The sequence below is a fragment of the Streptomyces sp. SM1 genome, from assembly GCF_002910825.1.
Taxonomy (GTDB): domain Bacteria; phylum Actinomycetota; class Actinomycetes; order Streptomycetales; family Streptomycetaceae; genus Streptomyces; species Streptomyces okerensis.
In genome coordinates this window covers 1-21258 of sequence record NZ_NEUB01000922.1, presented here as the reverse complement: position 1 = coordinate 21258, position 21258 = coordinate 1, and the positions used below count along the sequence as shown (strand labels likewise).

At 71.7% G+C, this 21258-nt stretch carries 15 protein-coding genes; 7 read left to right on the top strand and 8 right to left on the bottom strand.

Annotation, left to right across the window (positions count from 1 at the left end; genetic code table 11):
• Nucleotides 1-95: 95 nt before the first annotated feature.
• Nucleotides 96-743, bottom strand: coding sequence for a GPP34 family phosphoprotein (locus B9S61_RS31580; RefSeq protein WP_103545262.1), 648 nt, complete (start codon nucleotides 741-743; stop codon nucleotides 96-98).
• A 316-nt stretch (nucleotides 744-1059) separates the two neighbouring features.
• Between B9S61_RS31580 and B9S61_RS31575 the strand changes: the two genes are divergently transcribed.
• From B9S61_RS31575 to B9S61_RS31565, 3 genes are all read left to right on the top strand, one after another.
• Nucleotides 1060-2688, top strand: a complete 1629-nt coding sequence (locus B9S61_RS31575) for an ABC-F family ATP-binding cassette domain-containing protein (protein WP_103545261.1) — start codon at nucleotides 1060-1062, stop codon at nucleotides 2686-2688.
• 164 nt (nucleotides 2689-2852) lie between these two features.
• The gene (gene ddaH, locus B9S61_RS31570) at nucleotides 2853-3629 is read left to right on the top strand and encodes a dimethylargininase (RefSeq protein WP_103545260.1); all 777 of its coding nucleotides are present in this window, start codon (nucleotides 2853-2855) and stop codon (nucleotides 3627-3629) included.
• A 213-nt stretch (nucleotides 3630-3842) separates the two neighbouring features.
• Nucleotides 3843-4817, top strand: coding sequence for an acyl-ACP desaturase (locus B9S61_RS31565; RefSeq protein WP_103545259.1), 975 nt, complete (start codon nucleotides 3843-3845; stop codon nucleotides 4815-4817).
• A gap of 327 nt (nucleotides 4818-5144) precedes the next feature.
• Here B9S61_RS31565 and B9S61_RS31560 read toward each other — a convergent pair whose 3' ends face one another.
• The 4 genes from B9S61_RS31560 to B9S61_RS31545 all read right to left on the bottom strand — a co-directional run bounded on the left by B9S61_RS31560 (nucleotide 5145) and on the right by B9S61_RS31545 (nucleotide 8663).
• Nucleotides 5145-5390, bottom strand: a complete 246-nt coding sequence (locus B9S61_RS31560; RefSeq protein WP_103545258.1) for a WhiB family transcriptional regulator — start codon at nucleotides 5388-5390, stop codon at nucleotides 5145-5147.
• A 171-nt stretch (nucleotides 5391-5561) separates the two neighbouring features.
• Entirely contained in the window at nucleotides 5562-6356 is a 795-nt protein-coding gene (locus B9S61_RS31555) for a VOC family protein (RefSeq protein WP_103545257.1), read from the bottom strand.
• Nucleotides 6357-6532: 176 nt separating this feature from the next.
• Nucleotides 6533-7573, bottom strand: a complete 1041-nt coding sequence (locus B9S61_RS31550; protein WP_103545256.1) for a LacI family DNA-binding transcriptional regulator — start codon at nucleotides 7571-7573, stop codon at nucleotides 6533-6535.
• An 85-nt stretch (nucleotides 7574-7658) separates the two neighbouring features.
• Nucleotides 7659-8663, bottom strand: a complete 1005-nt coding sequence (locus B9S61_RS31545; protein ID WP_103545255.1) for a multicopper oxidase domain-containing protein — start codon at nucleotides 8661-8663, stop codon at nucleotides 7659-7661.
• 282 nt (nucleotides 8664-8945) lie between these two features.
• On the opposite strand from B9S61_RS31545, the gene B9S61_RS31540 reads away from it, so the two are divergent.
• Together B9S61_RS31540 and B9S61_RS31535 are read left to right on the top strand one after the other, a co-directional pair.
• On the top strand, nucleotides 8946-11375 hold the full coding sequence (locus tag B9S61_RS31540; RefSeq protein ID WP_103545254.1) for a ThuA domain-containing protein: 2430 nt from the start codon (nucleotides 8946-8948) through the stop codon (nucleotides 11373-11375).
• Nucleotides 11376-11398: 23 nt separating this feature from the next.
• Nucleotides 11399-13591, top strand: a complete 2193-nt coding sequence (locus B9S61_RS31535; RefSeq protein WP_103545253.1) for an OmpL47-type beta-barrel domain-containing protein — start codon at nucleotides 11399-11401, stop codon at nucleotides 13589-13591.
• Nucleotides 13592-13620: 29 nt separating this feature from the next.
• On the opposite strand, the gene ligD is transcribed toward B9S61_RS31535, so the two are convergent.
• The gene (gene ligD / locus B9S61_RS31530) at nucleotides 13621-14646 is read right to left on the bottom strand and encodes a non-homologous end-joining DNA ligase (RefSeq protein ID WP_103545252.1); all 1026 of its coding nucleotides are present in this window, start codon (nucleotides 14644-14646) and stop codon (nucleotides 13621-13623) included.
• A 74-nt stretch (nucleotides 14647-14720) separates the two neighbouring features.
• Here ligD and B9S61_RS31525 point away from each other — a divergent pair, with 74 nt between their 5' ends.
• Nucleotides 14721-15788, top strand: coding sequence for an ATP-dependent DNA ligase (locus B9S61_RS31525; protein ID WP_103545251.1), 1068 nt, complete (start codon nucleotides 14721-14723; stop codon nucleotides 15786-15788).
• 29 nt (nucleotides 15789-15817) lie between these two features.
• Here B9S61_RS31525 and B9S61_RS31520 read toward each other — a convergent pair whose 3' ends face one another.
• Nucleotides 15818-17008 (bottom strand): zinc-dependent alcohol dehydrogenase, encoded by a 1191-nt coding sequence (locus B9S61_RS31520; protein ID WP_103545250.1) that lies wholly within the window; start codon nucleotides 17006-17008, stop codon nucleotides 15818-15820.
• Between the two features lie 198 nt (nucleotides 17009-17206).
• Between B9S61_RS31520 and B9S61_RS31515 the strand changes: the two genes are divergently transcribed.
• Complete coding sequence (locus B9S61_RS31515) at nucleotides 17207-18199, top strand: DUF3048 domain-containing protein (protein WP_258039963.1); 993 nt, start codon at nucleotides 17207-17209, stop codon at nucleotides 18197-18199.
• 54 nt (nucleotides 18200-18253) lie between these two features.
• Here the strand turns inward: B9S61_RS31515 and B9S61_RS31510 are convergent, their stop codons facing one another.
• Nucleotides 18254-20941 (bottom strand): AAA family ATPase, encoded by a 2688-nt coding sequence (locus B9S61_RS31510; protein ID WP_103545249.1) that lies wholly within the window; start codon nucleotides 20939-20941, stop codon nucleotides 18254-18256.
• Nucleotides 20942-21258: the final 317 nt, after the last annotated feature.

The following is a 21258-nucleotide window of genomic DNA, read 5'->3' as shown; positions in this document are numbered from 1 at the left end:
CCGGCCTACGCCGTGAAGGCGTCCTCAATGTCGCCTTCCGGCCGGGTGTTCGTCACCCCCGGCGTCGAGAGCGGCGCACGTGGCACGTCGAGGGGTCATCGGCCCCTGGTCAGGGAGGGCACCGGCGACGCGTCGGCGAGTCCCGCGCGCAGTTCGCGCAGGATGGCGTCGAACGCGGGTGCGGACGCTCCCGCGCGGCGGGTGAGGGCCTCGGCGCGGCGGTCGCGGCCGGAATCGTCGTCCGGTTCCGGCGGCAGACCCGCGGCGGTGGCCAGGGACAGGGCGGTCGCGGTCGGCTCGGGCACACTCTCGGCCGGTACGGACCCGGCCAGGATCGAACGGGCCTCCCGGTGCAGGGCGTCCGCGCGGGCGGTGTCGGCCAGGACGTGTTCCACGGACGGGAACACTCCGAGGACCCGGTGCTTCTCGGCACGCAGGATGCCCTCGGCCACCATCTGCTCCCGGACCGCGTCCAGGGTGTGCCGCGCGTGCAGCGTCACCCAGGGACGCCAGCGGTGCGGGAGGGATTCGCTGACCAGTTCCAGCAGACCGTCCAGAACCGGGTCCCCGGTCCTGGAGTCCAGGTCGAGCGGGGTGACGATGCCGTCGTCGTCGGTCAGCAGACCGCGCCGGGCGAGCTCGGCGAGGGCACCGGACCGCACCAGGGGGGCGAGCCGCCCCGGGTCGGTGTCCCAGCCGAGCAGACAGAGACAGGCCGGCAGTGAGAGCGGGCCGTTGAGCACGGTGCCTCCTCGGGTGCGGTGACGTCGTGGTCCGTAAATGACGTTGACAGCCGGTCCGGGCCGCTCGTAGCGTCTGGAACGGTTCTGTTGCCGCCGAATGGAGAAGGACGTTGCTCGTCTGAGGTTCTGAGACACCGCGTCACACCGGTCAGGTGTGTACGCAGCGTGCGACCTCGGCGTTCGAGCCGTCCTTGCGGTCCCTTCGGAACAGGGCCTTCTCCGTTCCCTCGGTTTCCCTCCCGGCTGCCGGTCGTCGCCCCGCGGTGTCTCGATACGCGTGTGCCCCTGATCGCCCCGAGCAACCGCGGAGGCCCGTATGTCACCGTCCCTCACCTGTACCTCCCTCGCCTTCACCTGGCCCGACGGCACCACCGTCTTCGAAGGCCTCGATGTCGCCTTCGGCCCCGGACGCACCGGGCTCGTCGGCGTCAACGGGTCGGGCAAGTCCACCCTGCTGAAGCTGATCGCCGGCGAGCTCACCCCGTCCGACGGCACCGTCCGGGTCGCCGGGGAGGTGGGGTACCTGCCGCAGAACGTGACGCTCGACACCACGCTGAGGGTCGACGAGGCGCTCGGTGTCGCCGCCCGGCGGGCCGCGCTGCACGCCATCGAGACGGGCGACGTGGCCGAGGAGCACTTCGAGACCGTCGGCGACGACTGGGGCGTCGAGGAACGCGCCCTGGCCACGCTCGGCGAGCTCGGCCTCGGACACATCGGGCTCGACCGCACGGTCGGCGAGGTGTCGGGCGGCGAGTCGGTGCTGCTGCGACTGGCGGCGCTGCTGCTGCGACGCCCGGACGTACTGCTGCTGGACGAGCCCACCAACAATCTCGATCTGTACGCCCGCAGGCGGCTGTACACGGCCGTAGCCGGCTGGCCGGGTGTCATGATCGTGGTGAGCCACGACCGTGAACTGCTGGAACTGGTCGACCAGATCGCCGATCTGCGCTCCGGAGAGGTCACCTGGTACGGCGGCAACTACTCGGCGTACGAGGAGGCCCTGGCCGTCGAACAGGAGGCCGCCGAACGCATGGTGCGCGTGGCCGAGGCGGACTTCCGCAAGCAGAAGCGCGAACTCGTCGACGCTCAGGTCAAGTTGGCCCGCCGCAAGCGCTACGGCCAGAAGATGTGGGACCAGAAGCGCGAACCGAAGATCGTCATGGGGGCGCGCAAGCGCGCGGCACAGGAGTCCGCGGGCAAGCACCGCATCATGCACGAGGAGAAGGTCGCCGAGGCCAGGGAGCGCCTCGACGACGCGGTGGACGCCGTGCGGGACGACGACGAGATCCGTGTCGACCTGCCGTACACGGCCGTACCGCCGGGTCGCGACGTCCTCACCCTCCGCGACCTCGGACTGGCGTACGGCGCCCGGGTGGACGGCGGCCTCGATCTGCGCGGCCCGGAGCGGGTGGCGCTGATCGGCCGCAACGGCGCGGGCAAGACGACGCTGCTGCGCACGGTCGCCGGGGAGCTGGAGCCGGCCTCCGGCGAGGCGCGGGTCCATGTGCCGCTGCGGTTCCTGCCGCAGCGGCTCGATGTCCTCGAGGCGGAGCTGAGCGTCGCCGAGAACGTGGCACGGTTCGCCCCGGGCGCCACCAACAACCGGGTCCGGGCCCGGCTGGCCCGCTTCCTTTTCCGGGGCGCCCGCGCCGACCAGAAGGCGGAGACGCTCTCCGGTGGCGAGCGGTTCCGGGCGGCACTGGCCGCGCTGATGCTGGCGGAGCCCGCACCGCAGCTGCTGCTGCTGGACGAGCCGACCAACAACCTCGACATGGCGAGCGTCCGGCAGCTGACCACGGCGCTGGAGTCGTACGAGGGGGCGCTGATCGTGGCCAGTCACGATCTGCCGTTCCTGGACTCCATCGGCATCACCCGGTGGCTGCTGATGGAGGAGGGGGAGCTGAAGGAGGTCGGAACGGAGGCCGTCGGCCTGCGGGAGGACTGAAGGCGGTCCGCCCGTTACCGGTGGTACATCTCATCTCCGCCGGGAGTGGTCCTGTCCGGATTCGCCCTGCATGATGGCTGCGCCGACGCCCGTGGGAGGCAGGCCGCCGCACGGGCTCCCCGGCTCCGGCGCAGCCATGCCCGTCCCGTTCGAAAGGCGCAGCCGTGCCCAGCAGGAAGGCCCTCGTCCGCCGTCCCGCTCCCCGTCTGGCCGAGGGGCTGGTGACGCACGTCGAGCGGGAGGCCGTCGACGTCGACCGCGCGGTGGAGCAGTGGGAGGCGTACACGGAGGCGCTGCGCGCCCACGGCTGGGAGACGATCGAGGTGGACCCGGCCGACGACTGCCCCGACTCCGTGTTCGTGGAGGACACGGTGGTGATGTACCGGAACGTGGCGCTGATCGCCCGTTCCGGTGCCGAGTCCCGGCGCGGGGAGACGGCCGGGGTCGAGGAGGCGGTGGCGTCACCGGGCTGCTCCGTGAACTGGGTCTGGGAGCCGGGTACGCTGGACGGCGGCGACGTGCTCAAGATCGGCGACACCGTGTACGTGGGCCGCGGTGGGCGCACCAACGCGGCCGGGGTGCGGCAGGTACGGGCCACGTTCGAGCCGCTGGGGGCACGGGTGGTCGCCGTGCCGGTGGCCAGGGTGCTGCATCTGAAGTCGGCGGTCACGGCGCTGCCGGACGGGACGGTCGTCGGGCACATCCCCCACATGGACGCGCCGTCCCTGTTCCCGCGGTTCCTTCCGGTGCCGGAGGAGTCCGGGGCGCATGTGGTGCTGCTCGGCGGGGACAGGCTGCTGATGGCGGCCAGCGCGCCGAAGACGGCGGAGCTGTTCACGGACCTCGGATACGAGCCCGTACTCGTGGACATCGGCGAGTTCGAGAAACTCGAGGGCTGTGTGACGTGCCTCTCGGTGCGGCTGCGGGACCTGTATGCCTGACCGGCCGCCATGTCACCCGTACGGCGCAACGACCTGCGGATCCCGAGCATCCGGCGGCACCTCGTCCACCCGGATGGACCCCCGCTGATCAGCGGTCTTTACGGCAGCCTTAACCTACGGCATCGTAACCTACGGATACGTAGCCTACGATGGCGTAGGTTTCTGGCACCGCTCGCCGGACCGCCCCGTGTCCCCGTCCCCCTGGAGTCACCCGTGTCGCTCGCTTCTCCCCACCTGGGCAGCCCTTCGGTCTGGACCGACGCCCGGCTGTTGTACGCACTGGAGGAAGTGGTCGAGAAGGAACTCAACCGGCATCTGCAGGTCACCAAGGACTGGATGCCGCACGAGTACGTGCCGTGGAGCGACGGCCGTAACTTCCCGGGCTTCTTCGAGGACGGCGAGGCCTGGGACAAGGAGCAGTCGAAGGTCACCGAGGTGGGCCGGATCGCCCTGGTGGTGAACCTGCTGACCGAGGACAACCTGCCCAGCTACCACCACGAGATCGCCACGCTGTTCGGCCGCGAGGGCGCCTGGGGCACCTGGGTGCACCGCTGGACGGCCGAGGAGGGCCGGCACGGCATCGTGATGCGGGACTACCTGCTCGCCTCGCGGGCGGTGGACCCGGACAAGCTGGAGCAGTTCCGCATGTCGCACATGAGTGAGGGCTTCGAGTCGGACAACCGGCACTCGATGCTCCACTCGATCGCCTATGTCGCCTTCCAGGAGCTGGCCACCCGCATCTCTCACCGCAACACCGGACACCAGTCGGGTGACCCGGTCTGCGACCGCATGCTGGCCCGCATCGCGACCGACGAGAACCTGCACATGGTCTTCTACCGCAACCTGCTGAAGGCGGCGTTCGAACTCGCCCCGGACCTCACGATGCAGGCGGTCCGCGATGTCGTGGTGAACTTCCGGATGCCCGGCCACGGCATCCCCGGGTTCGAGCGGGCGGCCGCGCAGATGGCCATCGGTGAGGTGTACAACATGCGCATCCACCACGACGACGTGCTGCAGCCGGTGCTCCGCTTCCTGAAGATCATGGAGATCGACGGGCTGGGCCCCGAGGGCATCAAGGCCCAGGAGGAACTGGGCCTGTTCATGGGCGGCCTGGACGCGGAGGCCTCGAAGTTCGACGAGAAGCTCGCGGCCCGCAAGGCCCGGATGGCGGCCCGCGCCGCCGGCTGAGCACCGGCCGGGGGCCGAGGAGGCGGAGCGGCCGGATGCGAACCGGCGTGTCCCGGTGACCACGACCCGTCGCGGGTGACGAAGCCCGCGGCGTCGCGTCGTACGGCGAAGGGCCCGGCCGGACGCTGACCGGTCCGATCCGCCCTCCGCGCGGGATGTGCCGGCGGCAGCGCACCGCGCGGTCACCCCGGACGACCGGACATGAACCGCGAACCGGCGCTTCCGTCGTCAGGGCGAGGCGGTGGACTGCCCTCACTTCCCGTCCGGCCGACGGTGCGGTCGGCCGGTACCGGCGCACCCGGGTGCCGCGGGTGCGCCGGGCGATCATCATCTTCCGGTGCGCCGCAGTTCCAGGCGTTCCTTCTCCGACAGGCCGCCCCAGACCCCGAAACGCAGGTCGTTGGTCAGCGCGTACTCCAGGCACGTGGCGCGGATCGGGCAGAGACCGCAGATGCGCTTCGCCTCGCGGACCGAGCTGCCGGGGTCGGGGAAGAAGAAGTCTCCGCCCGTCTGCGCGCACAACGCCTCTTCCTGCCAGGCGAGGTCGGGCGACGGGAATGTGTCGATGTGCATGGCCGGAAGCGTGCCGGATCGCGAAAAACGTTCGATCAACGCCGGATCAACGCGTGATGCGCGCGGCGTCGCCGCGGCGTTCTCCCGCTTCCTTCCCGCCTCGCGGCTGTCTCCCGTGACCGCTTGATGATGGCGCCGGCCGGCCCGCCGCGCACGGCGGCGCGCCGGTGGTCAGATCTGGTGCGGATCGCCCTTGAGGACCGCGAAGCGCGCGCCGTGGGGATCCGCCAGACGGGCGAGCCGGCCGACGCCGGCGAGGGAGGTGGCGGGCATCCGCACCGTGCCGCCCAGCTCGACGGCCCTGGCGACGACGGCGTCCGGGTCCTCCACTCCGATGTACGGCAGCCAGTAGGGCTGTCCGCCGACGGCCTCGACGGGGTCGTCGGCCAGCGGGACCATCCCGCCGAACCTGCCTCCCTCCTCCGTCCCCGCGGGGTTGACGGAGGTGTAGACGCCGCCGGGGAAGGTCACCGCGGAGGTCTCCCAGCCGAGGGCCGAGTGGTAGAAGGCGGCGGCCCGGGCGATGTCCGGGGTGTAGAGCTCGGCCCAGCACAGGGCGCCGGTCTCACCGGCCGCCTCGACGCCCTTGCGCAGCGCCGGTTCCCAGATACCGAAGGGGACGCCCGCGTGGTCGGCGAGGATCGCCGTTCTGCCCTGGTCCATCACCTCCATCGGGGGCATGCGCACGCTGCCGCCGGCCTGCCGCGCGGCCTCCGCGGTCGTCTCGGCGTCGGGGCTCTGGAAGTAGACCGTCCAGGCGGGCGGGCCCTGCTCGGGCGTGATCTCCATGCCGCCGGCGACGGTCCGCCCGGCCAGCTCGAAGAAGCCGTAGCCCCCGGCGTCGGGCCCCGCCGAGCGGAACTCCCAGCCGAACAGGCCGCCGTAGAAGGACGCTGCCTCCTCGATGTCGGACGTACCGACGTCGATCCAGTCCGGGCCGCCGTCGACGAAGCGGGTGGTGAGCATGGTGCCTCCTCCGGGAGCTCCCGTCGCCTGCTCTGCCGAGTCTTCCACCGCCCACCGGCAATCACCGCCACAGCACCCGAACGGGGGTGTGCCCCCTCCCTTGCGGTCCTGGACGGGCCCCGTCCCCGGGCTCCCTCCGGGGGGGGCCGGTTCTCAGTGCCGTCCGGCAGGGCGGCTCACGCGGACGACCGGCGGATCAGCGTCGTCGGGAGGATCAGGCCGTCGGGGCGGGCGCCCGAGGTCTCCTCCGGCGTGCCGGTGTGGTCGAGGTCGCGCAGGAGGAGACGGGCCATCAGACGGCCCATCTCCTCGATGTCCTGGCGGACGGTGGTGAGCGGTGGTTCGGTCTGCTCGGCGATCGGCAGCATGTCGTCGAAGCCGACGACCGCCACGTCCTCCGGCACCCGCCGTCCGTGTTCGCGCAGCACGCGCAGGGCGCCCGCCGCCATGAGGTCGTTGGCGGCGAAGACCGCGTCCAGGCCGGGGTGCCGGCCGAGGAGTTCCCGCATCGCCCGCTCACCGCTCGCGGGAGTGAAGTCGCCCCGCGCCACCAGCCGGGGGTCGGCGTCGGCCATGACGTCGCGGTAGCCGTCGTGCCGGTCCACGGCCGAGGTCTGGTCGAGGGCTCCGGTGATGTGGGCGACGCGGCGGCGGCCGAGGCCGAGCAGATGCCGTACGGCGTCCCGGGCGCCGCCCCGGTTGTCGCTGTCGACGTAGGAGACGCCGCCCCGGCCGCCGTTGAAGTCGGGCCGGCCGCCGAACACGGTCGGCAGTCCGGCGCGCTGGATCAGTTCGGGCAGCGGGTCGTCGATGTGGAGCGAGAAGACCAGCGCGCCGTCGACATGACCGCCGGCGAGGTAGCGTCCGACGCGGACGTGGTCGGCGCGGTCCTCGGTGAGCAGCAGGACGAGCTGGTTGTCGTGGGCCGTCAGTTCCTTGCTGATGCCGCGCAGCTGGCGGGCGAAGAAGGGGTCGGCGAAGACCCGTGTCTCCGGTTCGGCGACGATGACGGCGACGGCGTCGTGCCGCTTGGTCACCAGGCTGCGGGCGGCCTGGTTGGGGACGTACCCGAGTTCGTCCACCGCCTGCCTCACCCGCTCGGCCAGGGGTTCGCGGACCCCGTCGGAACCGTTGACCACGCGGGAGACCGTGGCCCGGGAGACCCCGGCCCGCGCGGCGACCGCCTCCAGGGTGGGGCGCGGTACTGTCTCGGTCACTTCGGCGCTCCTCACCTGCGGCTGCGGGAAAGGATAGCCCCGGCCGCCGCGGGTGGGAGAGCGCTCTCGGATCAGGTCCGGTACGTCAGTGCCCGTGCTCCGGCTCCTCCTCGGCGGCCGGACCGTGGGCGTGCTCGTGCGGGTCGTACCCGGGGATCGTGCCGTCCGGCTTCTTCACCAGGAACAGTCCGACCATGCCCATGTCGGAGTGGCTCTGGACGTGGCAGTGGTACATCCAGGCGCCCGCGCCGACGCCCTCCCCCGCGATGATCTGGAAGCCGAAGGAGTCGGCAGGGCCGCAGATCTTGTTGTCGATGACCTGGCTGGGGTCGTCGGGGCCGGTGACCATGCCGGTGCGGTTGTCGGCCCAGCGGTGCCCGTGCATGTGGAACGTGTGGTAGTACTCGCCGTGCGTGATCATGACGATCTCGACGCGGTCGCCCACGGTGGCCTCGAAGTCGGGGCCGGTGTGGGCGGGCCTGTTGTTGATCGTCATGTCGTTGAAGACGATCGTGTGGGTCGCGTCGGGGAGTACGTCGCCCTTGCGGCGCACGATGACCGGTCCGTACAGGCCGTTGCGGATGCCGCCGGTGCCGTGCGCGGTGCCGACGACATGGTCGTGGTAGTGCCAGTAGCCCGCGCTGCCCGCCCGCCAGGTGCCGTCGGCGCGCCGGCCGGGCCTGTGGGTGCGCCAGGTGTAGGTGCGGGTGCCGCCGGGTTCGACGTGGCTCCTGTTCTGCTTGGTGCCGTCGCTGGAGATCTCGTAGTCCAGGCCGTGGACGTGCAGGCTCACGGGCACGTCCACGGTGTTCTCGAACTCGACGTGCAGCGTGTCGCCCTCGTTGAGCTCGATCAGCGGGCCCGGGATCGACGCCTTGCCCTTCTCGAAGCCGTAGCCCATCTGTCCGCCGGCCAGGCGCTCGGCGTACATCTTGACGCGCCGTACCTCGCCCCCGGCGGGCGCGGCCCTCGCCGGGGCGGCGGCGCTCACGGCTTCGGGCGCGCTCACGGCCTCCGGTGCGACGGACAACGATGTCGCGACGGCCGCGCCGCCCAGCAGTACCCTCCGGTTGAACCCGCGTCTGTCCATGCCGAACTCCCCAGTTGGCTGTCATGAACCTGTGAAACCGTAGCGGCCCACCCCTGGTTTATCCACACTCAGGACAAAGTTCGGTTCATTGCTGCGATAGGTATTGGCGTGTGACGCAAAGAGGTCTAGCTTCCATGACGCTGTTGCTGCGACCGAGGAGGGGTGGGTGGCCACGTGCGGTCCACATCACGTCAAGAACCCATGCGCTTACGAGGGTTGAGCACGTCAGGCGCCACGAACGCACGAAGGGCGAGAACGGGACGACGTCTCTGGGCGGCCACCGTGACCGCCGGTGCCGTCACCGCCGGGCTGCTGTCAGGTCCCGCCGCCAGCGCGCGACCGGCTCCGGATCCGTCCCTGACAACGATGTCCATCAAGTCGCCCCCCGGCGGCGCGAACGTACGGGTGCTGCTGTTCTACGGTTCGGCGGCCGGCGGCGACGAGTCACCGCTGGTGAACGCGGGGATCGCGGCGATCGAGCGGATCGGGCTGACCGGCCCGGAGGACCAGCGTTTCGCGGTCACCGCCACGGACAACGCCTCGGTCTTCACCAACGCCAAGAAGCTGGGCCGCTTCAACACCATCGTGTTCCTGACCGGCGGCGGGGACGTCCTCGACCCGGACCAGGAGGCGGGCCTGGAGGCGTACATGGAGGCCGGCGGCGGCTTCGTCGGCCTGCACGACGCGGCCCGCGCGGAACCGTACTCGGACTGGTTCACCGGCCTGATCGGTGCTCGCCCGGCCGCCTCCGGTCCCGGCGACGTGCAGCGGGCCACCGTCGAGGTCGGCGACCGGACGCATCCGGCGACCAAGGGCCTGCCGACGCAGTGGAAGCGGCCCGACAAGTGGCTGAACTGGGCGAAGAACCCCTCCGGCGACGTGCACACGGTCGCCCGGGTGCGGGAATCGACGTACCGGCCCGGCGCGGGCACCAACGGCTGGGACCACCCGGTCAGCTGGTGCCGTGACTACGACGGCGGCCGGTCCTTCTACACGGGCATGGGCGGCACGGTGTCGTCGTACGACGAGACCGACTTCCGCGACCATCTGCGCGGCGCCCTGCTGTGGACCAACCGTCTCGCGCAGGCCGACTGCAAGGCGACGATCACCGGGAACTACAAGGCCGAGCGGCTCACCCGGCCCAACCAGGCGGGTCAGAACGACCAGATCGGCGAACCGCACGGCCTGGTCACCGCCCCCGACGGCCGCGTGTTCTACATCGGCCGGGGCGGCGCGGACTCCTCCCAGCCCGTCGTCACCGACTGGAACGACCCCGACATCGGCAAGGGCAAGGGCGAGATCCACGTCTACGACCCGGAGACCGGGAAGGTCACCCTCGCCGGGGCGCTCACCGTCTTCGGCAACAAGGGCGGCGGCGACGAACTGCGGAAGGTCGAGGAGGGCCTGCTCGGCATCGAACTGGACCCGCGGTTCGAGCAGAACGGGTGGGTGTACCTGCACTACACGCCGCACTCCGAGATCAACCGGGACACGCACATGGGCGAGCGGCGGGTCTCCCGCTTCACCCTCGACCACGCCACCGACAAGCTGGACCTGAGCAGCGAGAAGGTGCTGCTGAAGTGGCCGGTGCAGATCCACAGCTGCTGTCACGCGGGCGGCGGGATGGCCTGGGACTCCGAGGGCAACCTGTACATCGCCACCGGTGACACCAACTCCAGCGGCTTCAGCGGCGGTTACTCGGGCAACAACCCGGAGCCCAACTTCAAGGGCGTGTCCTTCGCGGACGCGCGCCGCACCGCCGGCAACACCAACAACCTCAACGGCAAGATCCTGCGCATCCACCCGGAGCCGGACGGCACGTACACCCTCCCCGAGGGCAACCTGTTCACCGGCGAGGAGACCGCCGAGGGCGGCGGGAAGACGCGCGGCGAGATCTATGTGATGGGTGTGCGCAACCCCTCGCGCATCTCCGTCGACCGGACGACCGACATCCTCTACGCCGGCTGGGTCGGCCCGGACGCCGGTTCCCCGTCGACCACCTGGGGTCCGGCGAAGTACGACACGTTCGCCGTGATCACCGAGGCGTCCAACCGCGGCTGGCCGTACTGCATGGGCAACAAGCAGCCCTACCGGGACCGGAACCTGCCCGACCCGTCCAAGCCGCTCGGCTGGTACGACTGCGACGCCCCGAAGAACGAGTCGCCGAACAACGACGGCCTGGTCAATCTGCCGCCGGTGACCGCCAACAACATCTGGTACTCGCCGCAGGGCGGCGCCCCGGACTACCCGCGCGACGAGAACGGCGTCCCGTCGTACGTGCAGGACGAGGCCACTTACCGGCTGCCCTGGCTCAAGGGCGGCGGACAGGCCGCGATGAACGGCCCGGTCTACCGCTACGACACCGCCGGCGCCAGCGAGGTCAAATGGCCCGCGTACTGGGACGGCAAGTGGTTCGTCGGTGACTTCTACGACGCCGACCAGCCGCGCAACGCGGTGCTGATGGACCCGAGGACACAGGGAGACGGCGGTCTTCCGGTGCACTCGGAGTCCCTGAAGAAGATCGTGCCGGTCGGCAACGACGGCATCAGGAACCTGATGGACTGGAAGTTCGGCCCGGACGGGGCACTGTACGTCCTCGACTACGGGCGCGGCTTCTTCACCTCCGACGCCAAGTCCGCGCTGTGGCGGGTCACCTACACGGGCGGCGGCCCCACCCCGGCCGCCGGCAAGCTGGCGAGGAAGGCCGGATGAAACCAGTGATACGGCAACGAAGAATGTGGGCCGGCCTGCTGGCCGCCCTGCTGATGACGCTCGGTCTGCAGACGCCGACGTCCGCGGCCGGCGAGTCCGGGTCCCCCGCGGCCGAGGCGGCGGAGCAGGTCCTCACCTGGACCGCCGGTGACGGCATCACCGCGTACACGTCCGCGCCGGCCACCGCGGTGGCCGGTCCGGCGACGATCGTCTTCGAGAACAGCGCGGCCACCGGCAACACCACCGGCATGCCGCACACGCTGACGTTCGTGACCTCCGACCCGGAGTTCAACAACGACGTCCAGCTGAACATCCTCGCCAACCCGGGCGACGCCCAGGGAGGCCGGCACACCGCCGAGGTGGTCCTCACCCCGGGCCGGTACTTCTACCACTGCACCATCCCCGGTCACGGCGAGATGCAGGGCATCCTGACGGTGACCGAGGGCGGCGGCGAGGACACCACGGCGCCCGAGGCCACGGCGAAGGTGACCGGCTCGCAGAACGACCTGGGCGAGTACGTGGGTTCGGCGAGTGTGAGCGTCGAGGCCACCGACGAGGGTTCGGGCGTGGACCGGATCGAGTACGCCCTCGGGGCCGACGAGGCCTGGCAGCCGTACACCGCCCCGGTCGTCGTCGACCAGGTCGGCACCCACACGCTGCGCTACCGCGCGCTGGACAGGGCGGGCAACGTCTCGGCGGAGCGGAGCGTGGAGTTCACGGTCGTCGCGCCGCCGACGGACGACACCACGACGCCGGAGACCTCGGCGACGGTGGACGGAGAGAAGAACGGCGACGGTGACTACATCGGCATGGCGACGGTCACCGTCACCGCGTCCGACACCGGCTCCGGCGTCAACGGCATCGAGTACGCCCTCGGGGCCGACGGCGCCTGGCAGGCGTACACCGGCCCGGTGATGGTCCACCAGGTCGGGACGCACACCGTGCGCTACCGCGCCACCGACAAGGCGGGCAACACGGCGGCGGCCAAGAGCGTGCAGTTCACGGTGGTCGCCGCTCCCCCGCAGGACACCACCCCGCCGACGACCGGCGTGACCGTCGGGGGCGTCAGGAACTCCGACGGCGCCTACGTCGGTGACGCCACGGTGACCGTCAGCGCCGACGACGGGCACGGCGGTTCCGGCGTCGCCGGTATCGAGTACTCGCTCGACGGCGGGCCGTACCTGGCGTACGCCGCGCCCGTGGTCGTGGACCGGGCGGGGCGGCACACCGTCGCCTACCGGGCGAGCGACGAGGCCGGCAACACCTCCGCGCCGCTCACGGTGAGCTTCACGGTGGTGGCCGACGGCGGGGTGCCCGCGCCCGACTGCCCGGAGTACGACGAGCGGTCGACGGTGATCGTCGGCACGGTCGACTCGGGTGTGCCGAACCGGGTCACCGACAACCGGTGCCGGATCGGCGAACTGATCGAGGACGAGAAGCAGTGGACCTCGCGGGCGCTGTTCCTGAAGCACGTGAAGAGCGTCCTGGACCGGCTCAGGAGTGAAGGGGTCATCGACAAGCGGGAGCGGAAGGCCATCAACCAGGCGGCCGAGCGGTCCGGTGTCGGCACGCCCGGACAGACCGACGGCTACCGCAAGATCCTGGACGGCACCGAGGCGACGTTCGCCAAGTGGGAGCAGGTGGGCGGCGGTTCCTTCGCGCTGAACCCGGACGGGTCGATCACCTCCGGCACCACCCGGGGCGGGCTCGGCATGCTGTGGTTCCCCGAGCGCGCGTACGGCGACTTCTCGCTGAAGCTCCAGTGGCGTGACGACGCGCCGGGCACCGGCAACGCCAACTCCGGTGTGTTCGTGCGGTTCCCGCAGATCCACGACCACCCGGAGGAGCCGCGTCCGGAGTGGGCCGCCATCAAGTACGGGCACGAGGTGCAGGTGTTCGACTCCCCCACCGGGGACATGTACAAGACGGGCTCGGTCTACGGCTTCGACCGGGTGGGTCTGGCCGGTGCGGGCGTCACGCAGAAGGGCACCTGGAACGACTACGAGATCCGCGTGGTGGACCAGCACTACTCGGTCTACCGCAACGGCACGCTGATCAACGAGTTCGACAACACCGGCGGTCAGGACTTCACCCCGCCGCGCTCGGACGACCCGGGCACGGACGGGCGGCGGTTCGCCTCCGGCTACATCGGACTGCAGGTGCACGGCACGACGGACGTCGTCTCCTACCGGGACGTCCGGATCAAGGACCTGTAGTTCCGCGCGGGTCCGGCTGACGAGCCGGGTCAGGAGGCCGGGGGTTTCGGCTTCCTGGCCCGGCTCGGCTGCACCCGGCTGGGCTCTCCCGGCATCTTCGGATATTCGGGTGGGTACGGCAGATCGCCCAGATCGTGGTCGTGTTCGTCGCGGCGGGCGAGTTCCAGCAGGGGCTCCAGGGAGAACGCGTGACCGTCCATGTCCGCGTGCACGTCGCCGAGTTCGGCGAAGCGCGCGGGCATGGTCGTGATGTCGAAGTCCCGCGGACGGGCGACGCCGACCTCCTCCCAGCGCAGCGGCGCCGAGACGGGCGCGTGCGGGCGGGGGCGTACGGAGTAGGCGGAGGCGATGGTGCGGTCGCGGGCGGTCTGGTTGTAGTCGACGAAGATGCGCTCCCCGCGCTCCTCCTTCCACCACTTGATGGTCACCTGCTCCGGCATCCGGCGTTCGAGTTCCCGGCCCACGGCGATGGCGGCGCGGCGGACCTGGGCGAAGGTCCAGCGCGGTTCGATCGGCACGAAGACATGGATGCCGCGCCCGCCGGAGGTCTTGGGCCAGCCGCGCAGCCCGCCGAACTCCTCCAGTACGGCCCGCAGTTCGTGGGCGGCGCGGGCGGCGTCGGCGTAGTCGGTGCCGGGCTGCGGATCGAGGTCGATACGGAGTTCGTCGGGGTGGTCGACATCGGCGCGGCGCACCGGCCAGGGGTGGAAGACGAGCGTGCCGTACTGGGCGGCCCACACCACGGCCGCCTCCTCGGTGGGGCACATCTCGTCGGCGCTGCGGCCGCTGGGGAAGGTGATGTGCGCGGTGGGGATCCAGTCGGGCATGCCCTTCGGTGCCCGCTTCTGGTAGAACCACTCGCCGGTGACGCCGTCCGGGTAGCGCTGCAGGGTGGTGGGCCGCTCGCGCAGGGCCCGCAGGATGCCGGGGGCGACGGCCTGGTAGTAGCGGGCGACGTCCAGCTTGGTGTAGCCGTGCTCCGGGAAGAAGACCTTGTCCGGGCTGGACAGCCGTACGGTCCGGCCGGCCACTTCGAGTTCCACCGCGTCACCCATGCGAGCCACGGTAGGCCGAGCGCACATCCCTCGCACACCGGGCGGTAACGGGCACCTTCGCGCAGAATCGGAGCATGGATCTTCCCGTGATGCCGCCCGTGAAGCCGATGCTCGCCAAGTCGGTGGCGAAGATCCCGCCGGACATGCACTACGAGGCGAAGTGGGACGGCTTCCGGGCGATCGTGTTCCGCGACGGCGACGAGGTCGAGCTGGGCAGCCGTACCGGCAAACCGCTGACCAGGTATTTTCCCGAGGTGGTGGCGGCGGTTCGGGAGCGGTTGCCGCAGCGGTGCGTGATGGACGGCGAGATCGTCGTCGCGCGGGAGGGGCACCTCGACTTCGACGCGCTCACCGAGCGCATCCACCCGGCGGACTCGCGGGTGCGGATGCTCGCCGAGCGGACCCCGGCGTCGCTCGTCGCCTTCGACGTGCTGGCACTGGGGGACGAGTCACTGCTGGACACGCCGCTGTCCGACCGGCGGGAGCTGCTGGTCCGGGCGCTGGAAGGGGTCACCCTGCCGGTGCACGTGGCCCCGGCGACCCGGGACATCGAGGTGGCGCGGGGCTGGTTCGAGCAGTACGAGGGGGCAGGTCTTGACGGGGTGGTCGCCAAGCCGCCGGCGCTGCGCTACCGGCAGGACGAGCGGGCCATGTTCAAGATCAAGCACGAGCGCACGGCCGATGTGGTGGTGGCCGGGTACCGGCTGCACAAGAGCGGCCCGGTGGTGGGCTCGCTGCTGCTGGGCCTGTACGACGAGGCCGGCGTCCTCCAGCACGTGGGCGTGGCGGCGGCCTTCTCCATGAAGCGTCGCGCGGAGCTGATCGAGGAGCTGGCTCCGCTGCGGATGGACGAGGTGTCGGGCCATCCGTGGGCGGCCTGGGCGGAGGCGGAGGCGCACGAGACGGCGCGGCTGCCGGGCGCCCCGAGCCGCTGGTCCGGGAAGAAGGACCTGTCGTGGGTGCCGCTCAGGCCGGAGCTGGTGGCCGAGGTGGCCTACGACCACATGGAGAACGGGCGGCGTTTCCGGCACACCGCCCGTTTCCGACGCCGGCGCCCCGACCGGACTCCCGAGAGCTGCACCTTCGCGCAGTTGGAGGAGCCGGTCCGCTACGACCTGGCCGAGATCCTCGGAGGTCCCTGAGTCAGGGCCGGAAGACGACCTTGACCAAGTCAGGGCCGGAAGACGACCTTGACCGCCCCGTCCTGCTTCTTCTGGAACATGTCGTAGGCGTGCGGCGCCTCGGTCAGCGGCACGTGGTGGGTGGCGAAGTCGTCGACGCCGAGCGGGTCCTCGTCGGTGAGGTAGGGGATGATCTCGTCGCTCCAGCGGCGTACGTTCGCCTGCCCCATGTGCATCTGGATCTGCTTGTCGAACAGGGTCAGCATGGGCATCGGGTCGGCCATGCCGCCGTAGACGCCGGTGACCGAGATGGTGCCGCCGCGGCGCACCAGTTCGATGGCGGTGTGGAGTGCGGCGAGCCGGTCGACGCTGAAGCGCTCCGCCATCGGGCCGCTCAGTTTGCGGGGCAGCAGGGCGGACGCGTTCTGCACCATGCGTGCCGCGGCGCTGCCGTGTGCCTCGGTGCCGACGGCATCGATCACGGCGTCGGGGCCGCGGCCGTCGGTCCGGTCGCGGATCGCGGTGACGAGTTCCTTCTCGTCGTCGAAGGAGCGCAGGTCGAAGGTCTCCACGCCCCGCTGCTCGGCCCTGCGCAGCCGCTCCGGGACGAGGTCCACGCCGAACACCCTTCCGGCGCCCTGGGCCCGGGCGACCCGGCAGGCCATGTCGCCGATGGGCCCGAGCCCGAGCACCGCGACGCTGCCGCCCTTCGGGACACCGGCGTAGGCGACCGCCTGCCAGGCCGTGGGCAGGACGTCGGAGAGGTAGAGGAACCGGTCGTCGGAGGGCCCTTCGGGGACCTTGGTCGGGCCGTACTGGGCCTGCGGGACGCGCAGGTACTCGGCCTGGGCGCCCGGCACCGCTCCGTACAGCCGGGTGTAGCCGAACAGGGCCGCGCCCATACCCTCGGCGCTGACCTGGGTGGTCTCGCACTGGGTGGGAAGGCCGGTCAGGCACATCCAGCAGTTGCCGCAGGCGATCTGGAACGGGACCACGACCCGGTCACCCGCCTGGAGGTCCGGCACCGCCGCGCCGACCTCCTCGACGATGCCCATGGGTTCGTGACCGAGGATGTCGCCCGGTGTCATGAACGGGGTCAGCACCTCGTAGAGATGCAGATCGGATCCGCACAGCCCGCTGGAGGTGACGCGGATGATCGCGTCCGTCGGCTCCTCGATCTTCGGGTCGGGCACGGTCTCCAACCGTACGTCCCGCTTTCCCTGCCAGGTCAGTGCCCTCATCGCCGCCCGCTCCCTCCGTCGTGGCCGGTGTGCCGCTCATGCGGTGGGCGCCCGGGTACCCGAGGGGCCGCGCGCCGAACCACGGGCCGCTGAGCCGAACGGCGGATGCCGGCGCGCGGGAGTACGTCCGTCCTGCAATGGCCAGAGACAATCAGAAAAGCGCACAATCGAGACAACGGATGATATGAGGCGGGCGCGGTGACGACGGTGGGCAGGGAACGAGGAGCGCGCCGACGGCGCGGGACGGGGGCGGGGCTGCTGCTCACCGCCGTGCTGACGGCCGGTCTGGCAGCGGGCTGCACGACGTCCGACGGTCCGCGCGACGACGGACGGGGAACGGCCCGTGAGTCCCCGGCACAGCCCGGTGAGCAGGACGGCCCGCCGGTACTCGCCGTGAAGATCGACAACGCCCCCGCCGCCCGGCCCCAGACCGGTCTGGACACCGCCGACGTGGTGTACACCGAACAGGTCGAGGGCGGTAGCAGCAGGCTGATCGCCGTGTACGCCACCGCACTGCCGGAGTCCGCCGGACCGGTGCGCAGCGCCCGGGAGTCGGACCTGGAGCTGCTGCGCCAGTTCGACCGGCCGCTGCTGGCCTTCTCGGGGGCGCAGAGCAAGCTGAACCCGCTGATCGAGCAGGCACCGCTGGAGGCGGTGACACCCGAGTCGGAGCCCGACGCCTACACCCGGGACCCCGGCCGGTCCGCGCCGCACAATCTGTATCTCCGGCCGGGGCGGCTCATGGACGACCCGCCCGGCGAGGCCGCCCTGACCACCGGTTTCCGGTTCGGGGAACCCCCCGCGGACGGTGAACCGCGGGGCGACCTCACCGTGCGCTACCCGGCGGCACGCTTCACCTTCACCTGGTCCGGCGCGCAGGACCGCTGGCTGGTGTCGATGGACGGCGCACCGGCGCTCACCAGGGACGGTGAACGGCTGGCGCCGGCGACGGTCGTCGTGCAGTACGTGACCGTGCGCCCTTCCGGCTTCCGCGACTTCCTCGGCAACAACACCCCGTACACGGAGACGGTGGGCTCCGGGGAGGCCACCGTGCTGCGCGACGGACGCGCGTGGGAGGCGGACTGGAAGCGGCCGGCCGCCGAGGACGGCACCTCGTTCACCACCGACTCCGGGGAGCCGATGAACTTCGCGCGCGGCCAGGTGTGGGTGGTGTACGCGGAGGCGCCCTGAGCCGGGCGGCCTGACGGGGCCCGCGCACGGCGGGTGGGCCGGGGACGGCGAGGTCTAACGGAGTCCCGCGCCCGTCTCCAGCTCCGCGCGGGCCCGCTCCGCCAGGCCGTCGGCACCGCAGGAGCGGGCCAGTGACAGGCCGCGTTCGAGGTCGGGGGCGGAACGGGCGAGGACGCCGTACTCGACCCGGGCCGCCGCGTGTTCGTACTGGCAGGGTGAGGACTCCAGGTAGGTGACCGCCTGGGCGGCGAGGCGGACCGCGCGCTGGCCCGTCTCCAGGGCCGCCGCGACGCGCAGCGCCTCTCCTATGGCGGTGTCCGTGCCGAGGCGCTCGGCGTGCCGGCGGACGTCGACGGCCAGCCGGGCGGCGCGGGCGGGATCCTCGGTGGCGAGGGCGCGGGCCAGGTCTGCGGCGCCGAAGACATGCACCGGGTTGTGGTGGCCGCGGGCGGCCGCCGCCTTCTCCGCCGCCTCCAGTTCGTTGATGCCGTCCTTGGTACGGCCGACGGCGAGCAGCAGCCGGCCGCGTACGGAGCGCGGGTCGGGCAGCACGATGGCGGACGGGTAGGGCGGGGTGAAACCGTGCCGTTCCGCCATGGCCCATGCCTCGTCGACATGGCCGCGGGCGAGCAGCGTGTCGACGAGGTTGCAGATGGCCGTCCAGTACAGGGGCAGTCCGCGGCCGACGCGTTCGGCGAGGCGCAGCGACTCGCGCAGTGACGCCTCCGCCGCCTCCAGCCGGCCCCTCCTGCGGTGGGCCAGACCGACGTAGGCGTGCGCCAGGACGAGGTGGCCGCCGCCCCAGCCCGCCGTGTCGTAGGCGTTCAGGGCTTCGCTGTAGAGGCTTTCGGCACGGTCGAGCCGGTCGGTGTAGGCGTAGGAACTCGCGAGCATCAGCAGGAGTTCGACGCTCCACTCGGAGTCGGTCCAGCCGAGGCCCGGCGCGAGGCGGCCGTTGACGAGTGCGCGGTCGCAGACTTCGGCGATCTCCTCCGCGTTCTCCCCGCGCATCATGGCGTCGAAGCCGCGCAGGATGAGCAGTGCCCGTTCGGAGTTGTCGCGTCCGGTGCAGGTGGCGGCGAGCCGGGCGAGCCGCTCGGAGCGGCCGGGTGTGATGGTTTCACCGGCGTGGATGCCCTCCCACATGAACTGCACGGCGTGCAGCCGCATCCGGGCGGGGCCGGGTTCGAGCCGGGCGGCCTCCGCCTCGACGGTGCGGACGGCCTCCTCCATCTGGTCGTTGTGGAGCAGGGCCTGGGAGAGCCGGATCACGGCGTCGACGCGCCGGTCGCCGTCGAGGCCGGGCATGCCGAGCGCGGTCCGCAGATGGCCGATGGTGCGGGCGGGCGCGGTGAGGAAGGCGGCGCTGCCCAGTTCGTACAGCACGTGCGCGTGGACCTCGGGGCGGGGTGGTTCCTCCAGCGCGCGTTCCAGGCAGCGGCGGGCGGCGTCCGGGGCACCGACGGCGAGGTGTTCGCGGGCGGCCTCGCGCAGTTGCCAGACGAGTTCCTCGTCGTCGTCCGGGTGCACTTCGAGGAGGTGACGGGAGGCGGCCGCGGAGCCGCGCCCGGAGTCGGTGACGATCCGGGCCGCGATGCCGTGCATGGCCCGGCGCAGCGCGTCGGGGATGGAGTTGTAGACGGCGGTGGCGATCAGGGGATGGACGAACTCGAGGTCGCCTGAGCCGGTGCGGCCCGTGGCGGACGGGTCGGGGGCGGTGAGGATGCGGGCGCCGCGCAGGCGTTCGGCGCAGCGGGCGGCGTCGTCGGGGCTGAGGGTGGCGAGCCGGGCCACCAGGCCGACAGTGACGTCGGTGCCGAGGATGGCGGCGGCCCAGGCGAACCGGGTGGCATCTGTGCCGAGTTCTTCCAGCCGGGCGACGAGTCCGCCGCCGCGGGCGGAGCGGTTGAGGTCGCGCAGTTCACCGGCGTGGGCCTCGACGGGTTCCAGTTCGCTGTCCTGGACCTTGGCGAGGAGCTCGACGGTCTCGTAGGGGTTGCCGGCGGTGACGGCCCACACCTCGCGGCAGAACGCCGCGTCCGCGTTCTCACCGAGGGTGGCGCGGGTGAGTCCGGCCGCGGCGTCGGGGGTGAGGGCGCTGAGGGTGGTGACGGGGCGGTCGGCCGCGGCGGCGACGCCGTCCAGGTGCCGGGCACCGGTCCCGGAGATCTCACCGGGCCGGCGGGCCACGACGAGGAGGACGGAGAGGTCGGCGAGGCGTCCGGCGAACGCCTCGAGCCAGTAGAGGGTTTCCTGGTCGGCCCAGTGGGCGTCGTCGATGAGCAGCACCAGCGGCCAGTCCCGGCGGGCCAGCCGGCGTACGGCGGCCACCAGGCCCTCGCACACGCCCTGCGGGTCCGCGTGCCGGTCGCCGGGGTCGGCTATGCCGAGGGCGGGGCCGGCGATGTCGTACCAGTCGCCGAGGTACTCGCGGGCCTCCTCCGGCAGCATCGACACCAGGGCGGGCTGCAGGAGTTGGCGTACGACGTTGAAGGGCACGGAGCGCAGGGTCTCGCCGCTGCGGGCGGACCAGACGGTGCAGCCGCGCCGTTCGGCGATGCGCCGGGTCTCGGCCAGCAGTGCGGTCTTGCCCAGCCCCGCCTCGCCCCGGAGCACCAGCAGGCTGCCCGGCGAGGATCGGTCGGCACACAGGGTGTCGACGGCCTCCGCTATGGCGGCGACCTCGTCGTCGCGCTCCCACAACGAAGCCGAGGGAGCGGCCGGGGGCCGTACCTCCGTCATCCCGCTGCCTCCCCGAGTCGCCCGAATGACGTACCGGTCTTGAGCGTAGTCCTCCTCCCGCCCGCGCGGTGGCCGCTCGGCACACGCGTTGCCGTGAAGGGTGACACGGCTCACGGGGAGTCGACGGGGCCGCCCCTCACCAGGGGCGCTGAAGGTCAACGGCTGTCAAGGGGCGGGGGGATGGGCGCACCGGACGGGCGGCGCGGCACCGCGGGAGTGTCGTACGCGCGAGGGCGTCCGGTGGTGACGCGCGGGGCCCGGGGCGTACGGCCGCGGCGGTGGGGCGTACGGCCCCGGGTGCGGGGGGGAATCCTCCC

Bases quoted from the DNA above. Each gene is read 5' to 3' on its own strand.
- B9S61_RS31575 (WP_103545261.1), top strand. From the start codon at position 1,060: ATGTCACCGTCCCTCACCTGTACCTCCCTCGCCTTCACCTGGCCCGAC.
- B9S61_RS31560 (WP_103545258.1), bottom strand. From the start codon at position 5,390: ATGCACATCGACACATTCCCGTCGCCCGACCTCGCCTGGCAGGAAGAG.
- B9S61_RS31555 (WP_103545257.1), bottom strand. From the start codon at position 6,356: ATGCTCACCACCCGCTTCGTCGACGGCGGCCCGGACTGGATCGACGTC.
- B9S61_RS31545 (WP_103545255.1), bottom strand. From the start codon at position 8,663: ATGGACAGACGCGGGTTCAACCGGAGGGTACTGCTGGGCGGCGCGGCC.
- B9S61_RS31535 (WP_103545253.1), top strand. From the start codon at position 11,399: ATGTGGGCCGGCCTGCTGGCCGCCCTGCTGATGACGCTCGGTCTGCAG.
- ligD (WP_103545252.1), bottom strand. From the start codon at position 14,646: ATGGGTGACGCGGTGGAACTCGAAGTGGCCGGCCGGACCGTACGGCTG.
- B9S61_RS31525 (WP_103545251.1), top strand. From the start codon at position 14,721: ATGGATCTTCCCGTGATGCCGCCCGTGAAGCCGATGCTCGCCAAGTCG.
- B9S61_RS31520 (WP_103545250.1), bottom strand. From the start codon at position 17,008: ATGAGGGCACTGACCTGGCAGGGAAAGCGGGACGTACGGTTGGAGACC.
- B9S61_RS31510 (WP_103545249.1), bottom strand. From the start codon at position 20,941: ATGACGGAGGTACGGCCCCCGGCCGCTCCCTCGGCTTCGTTGTGGGAG.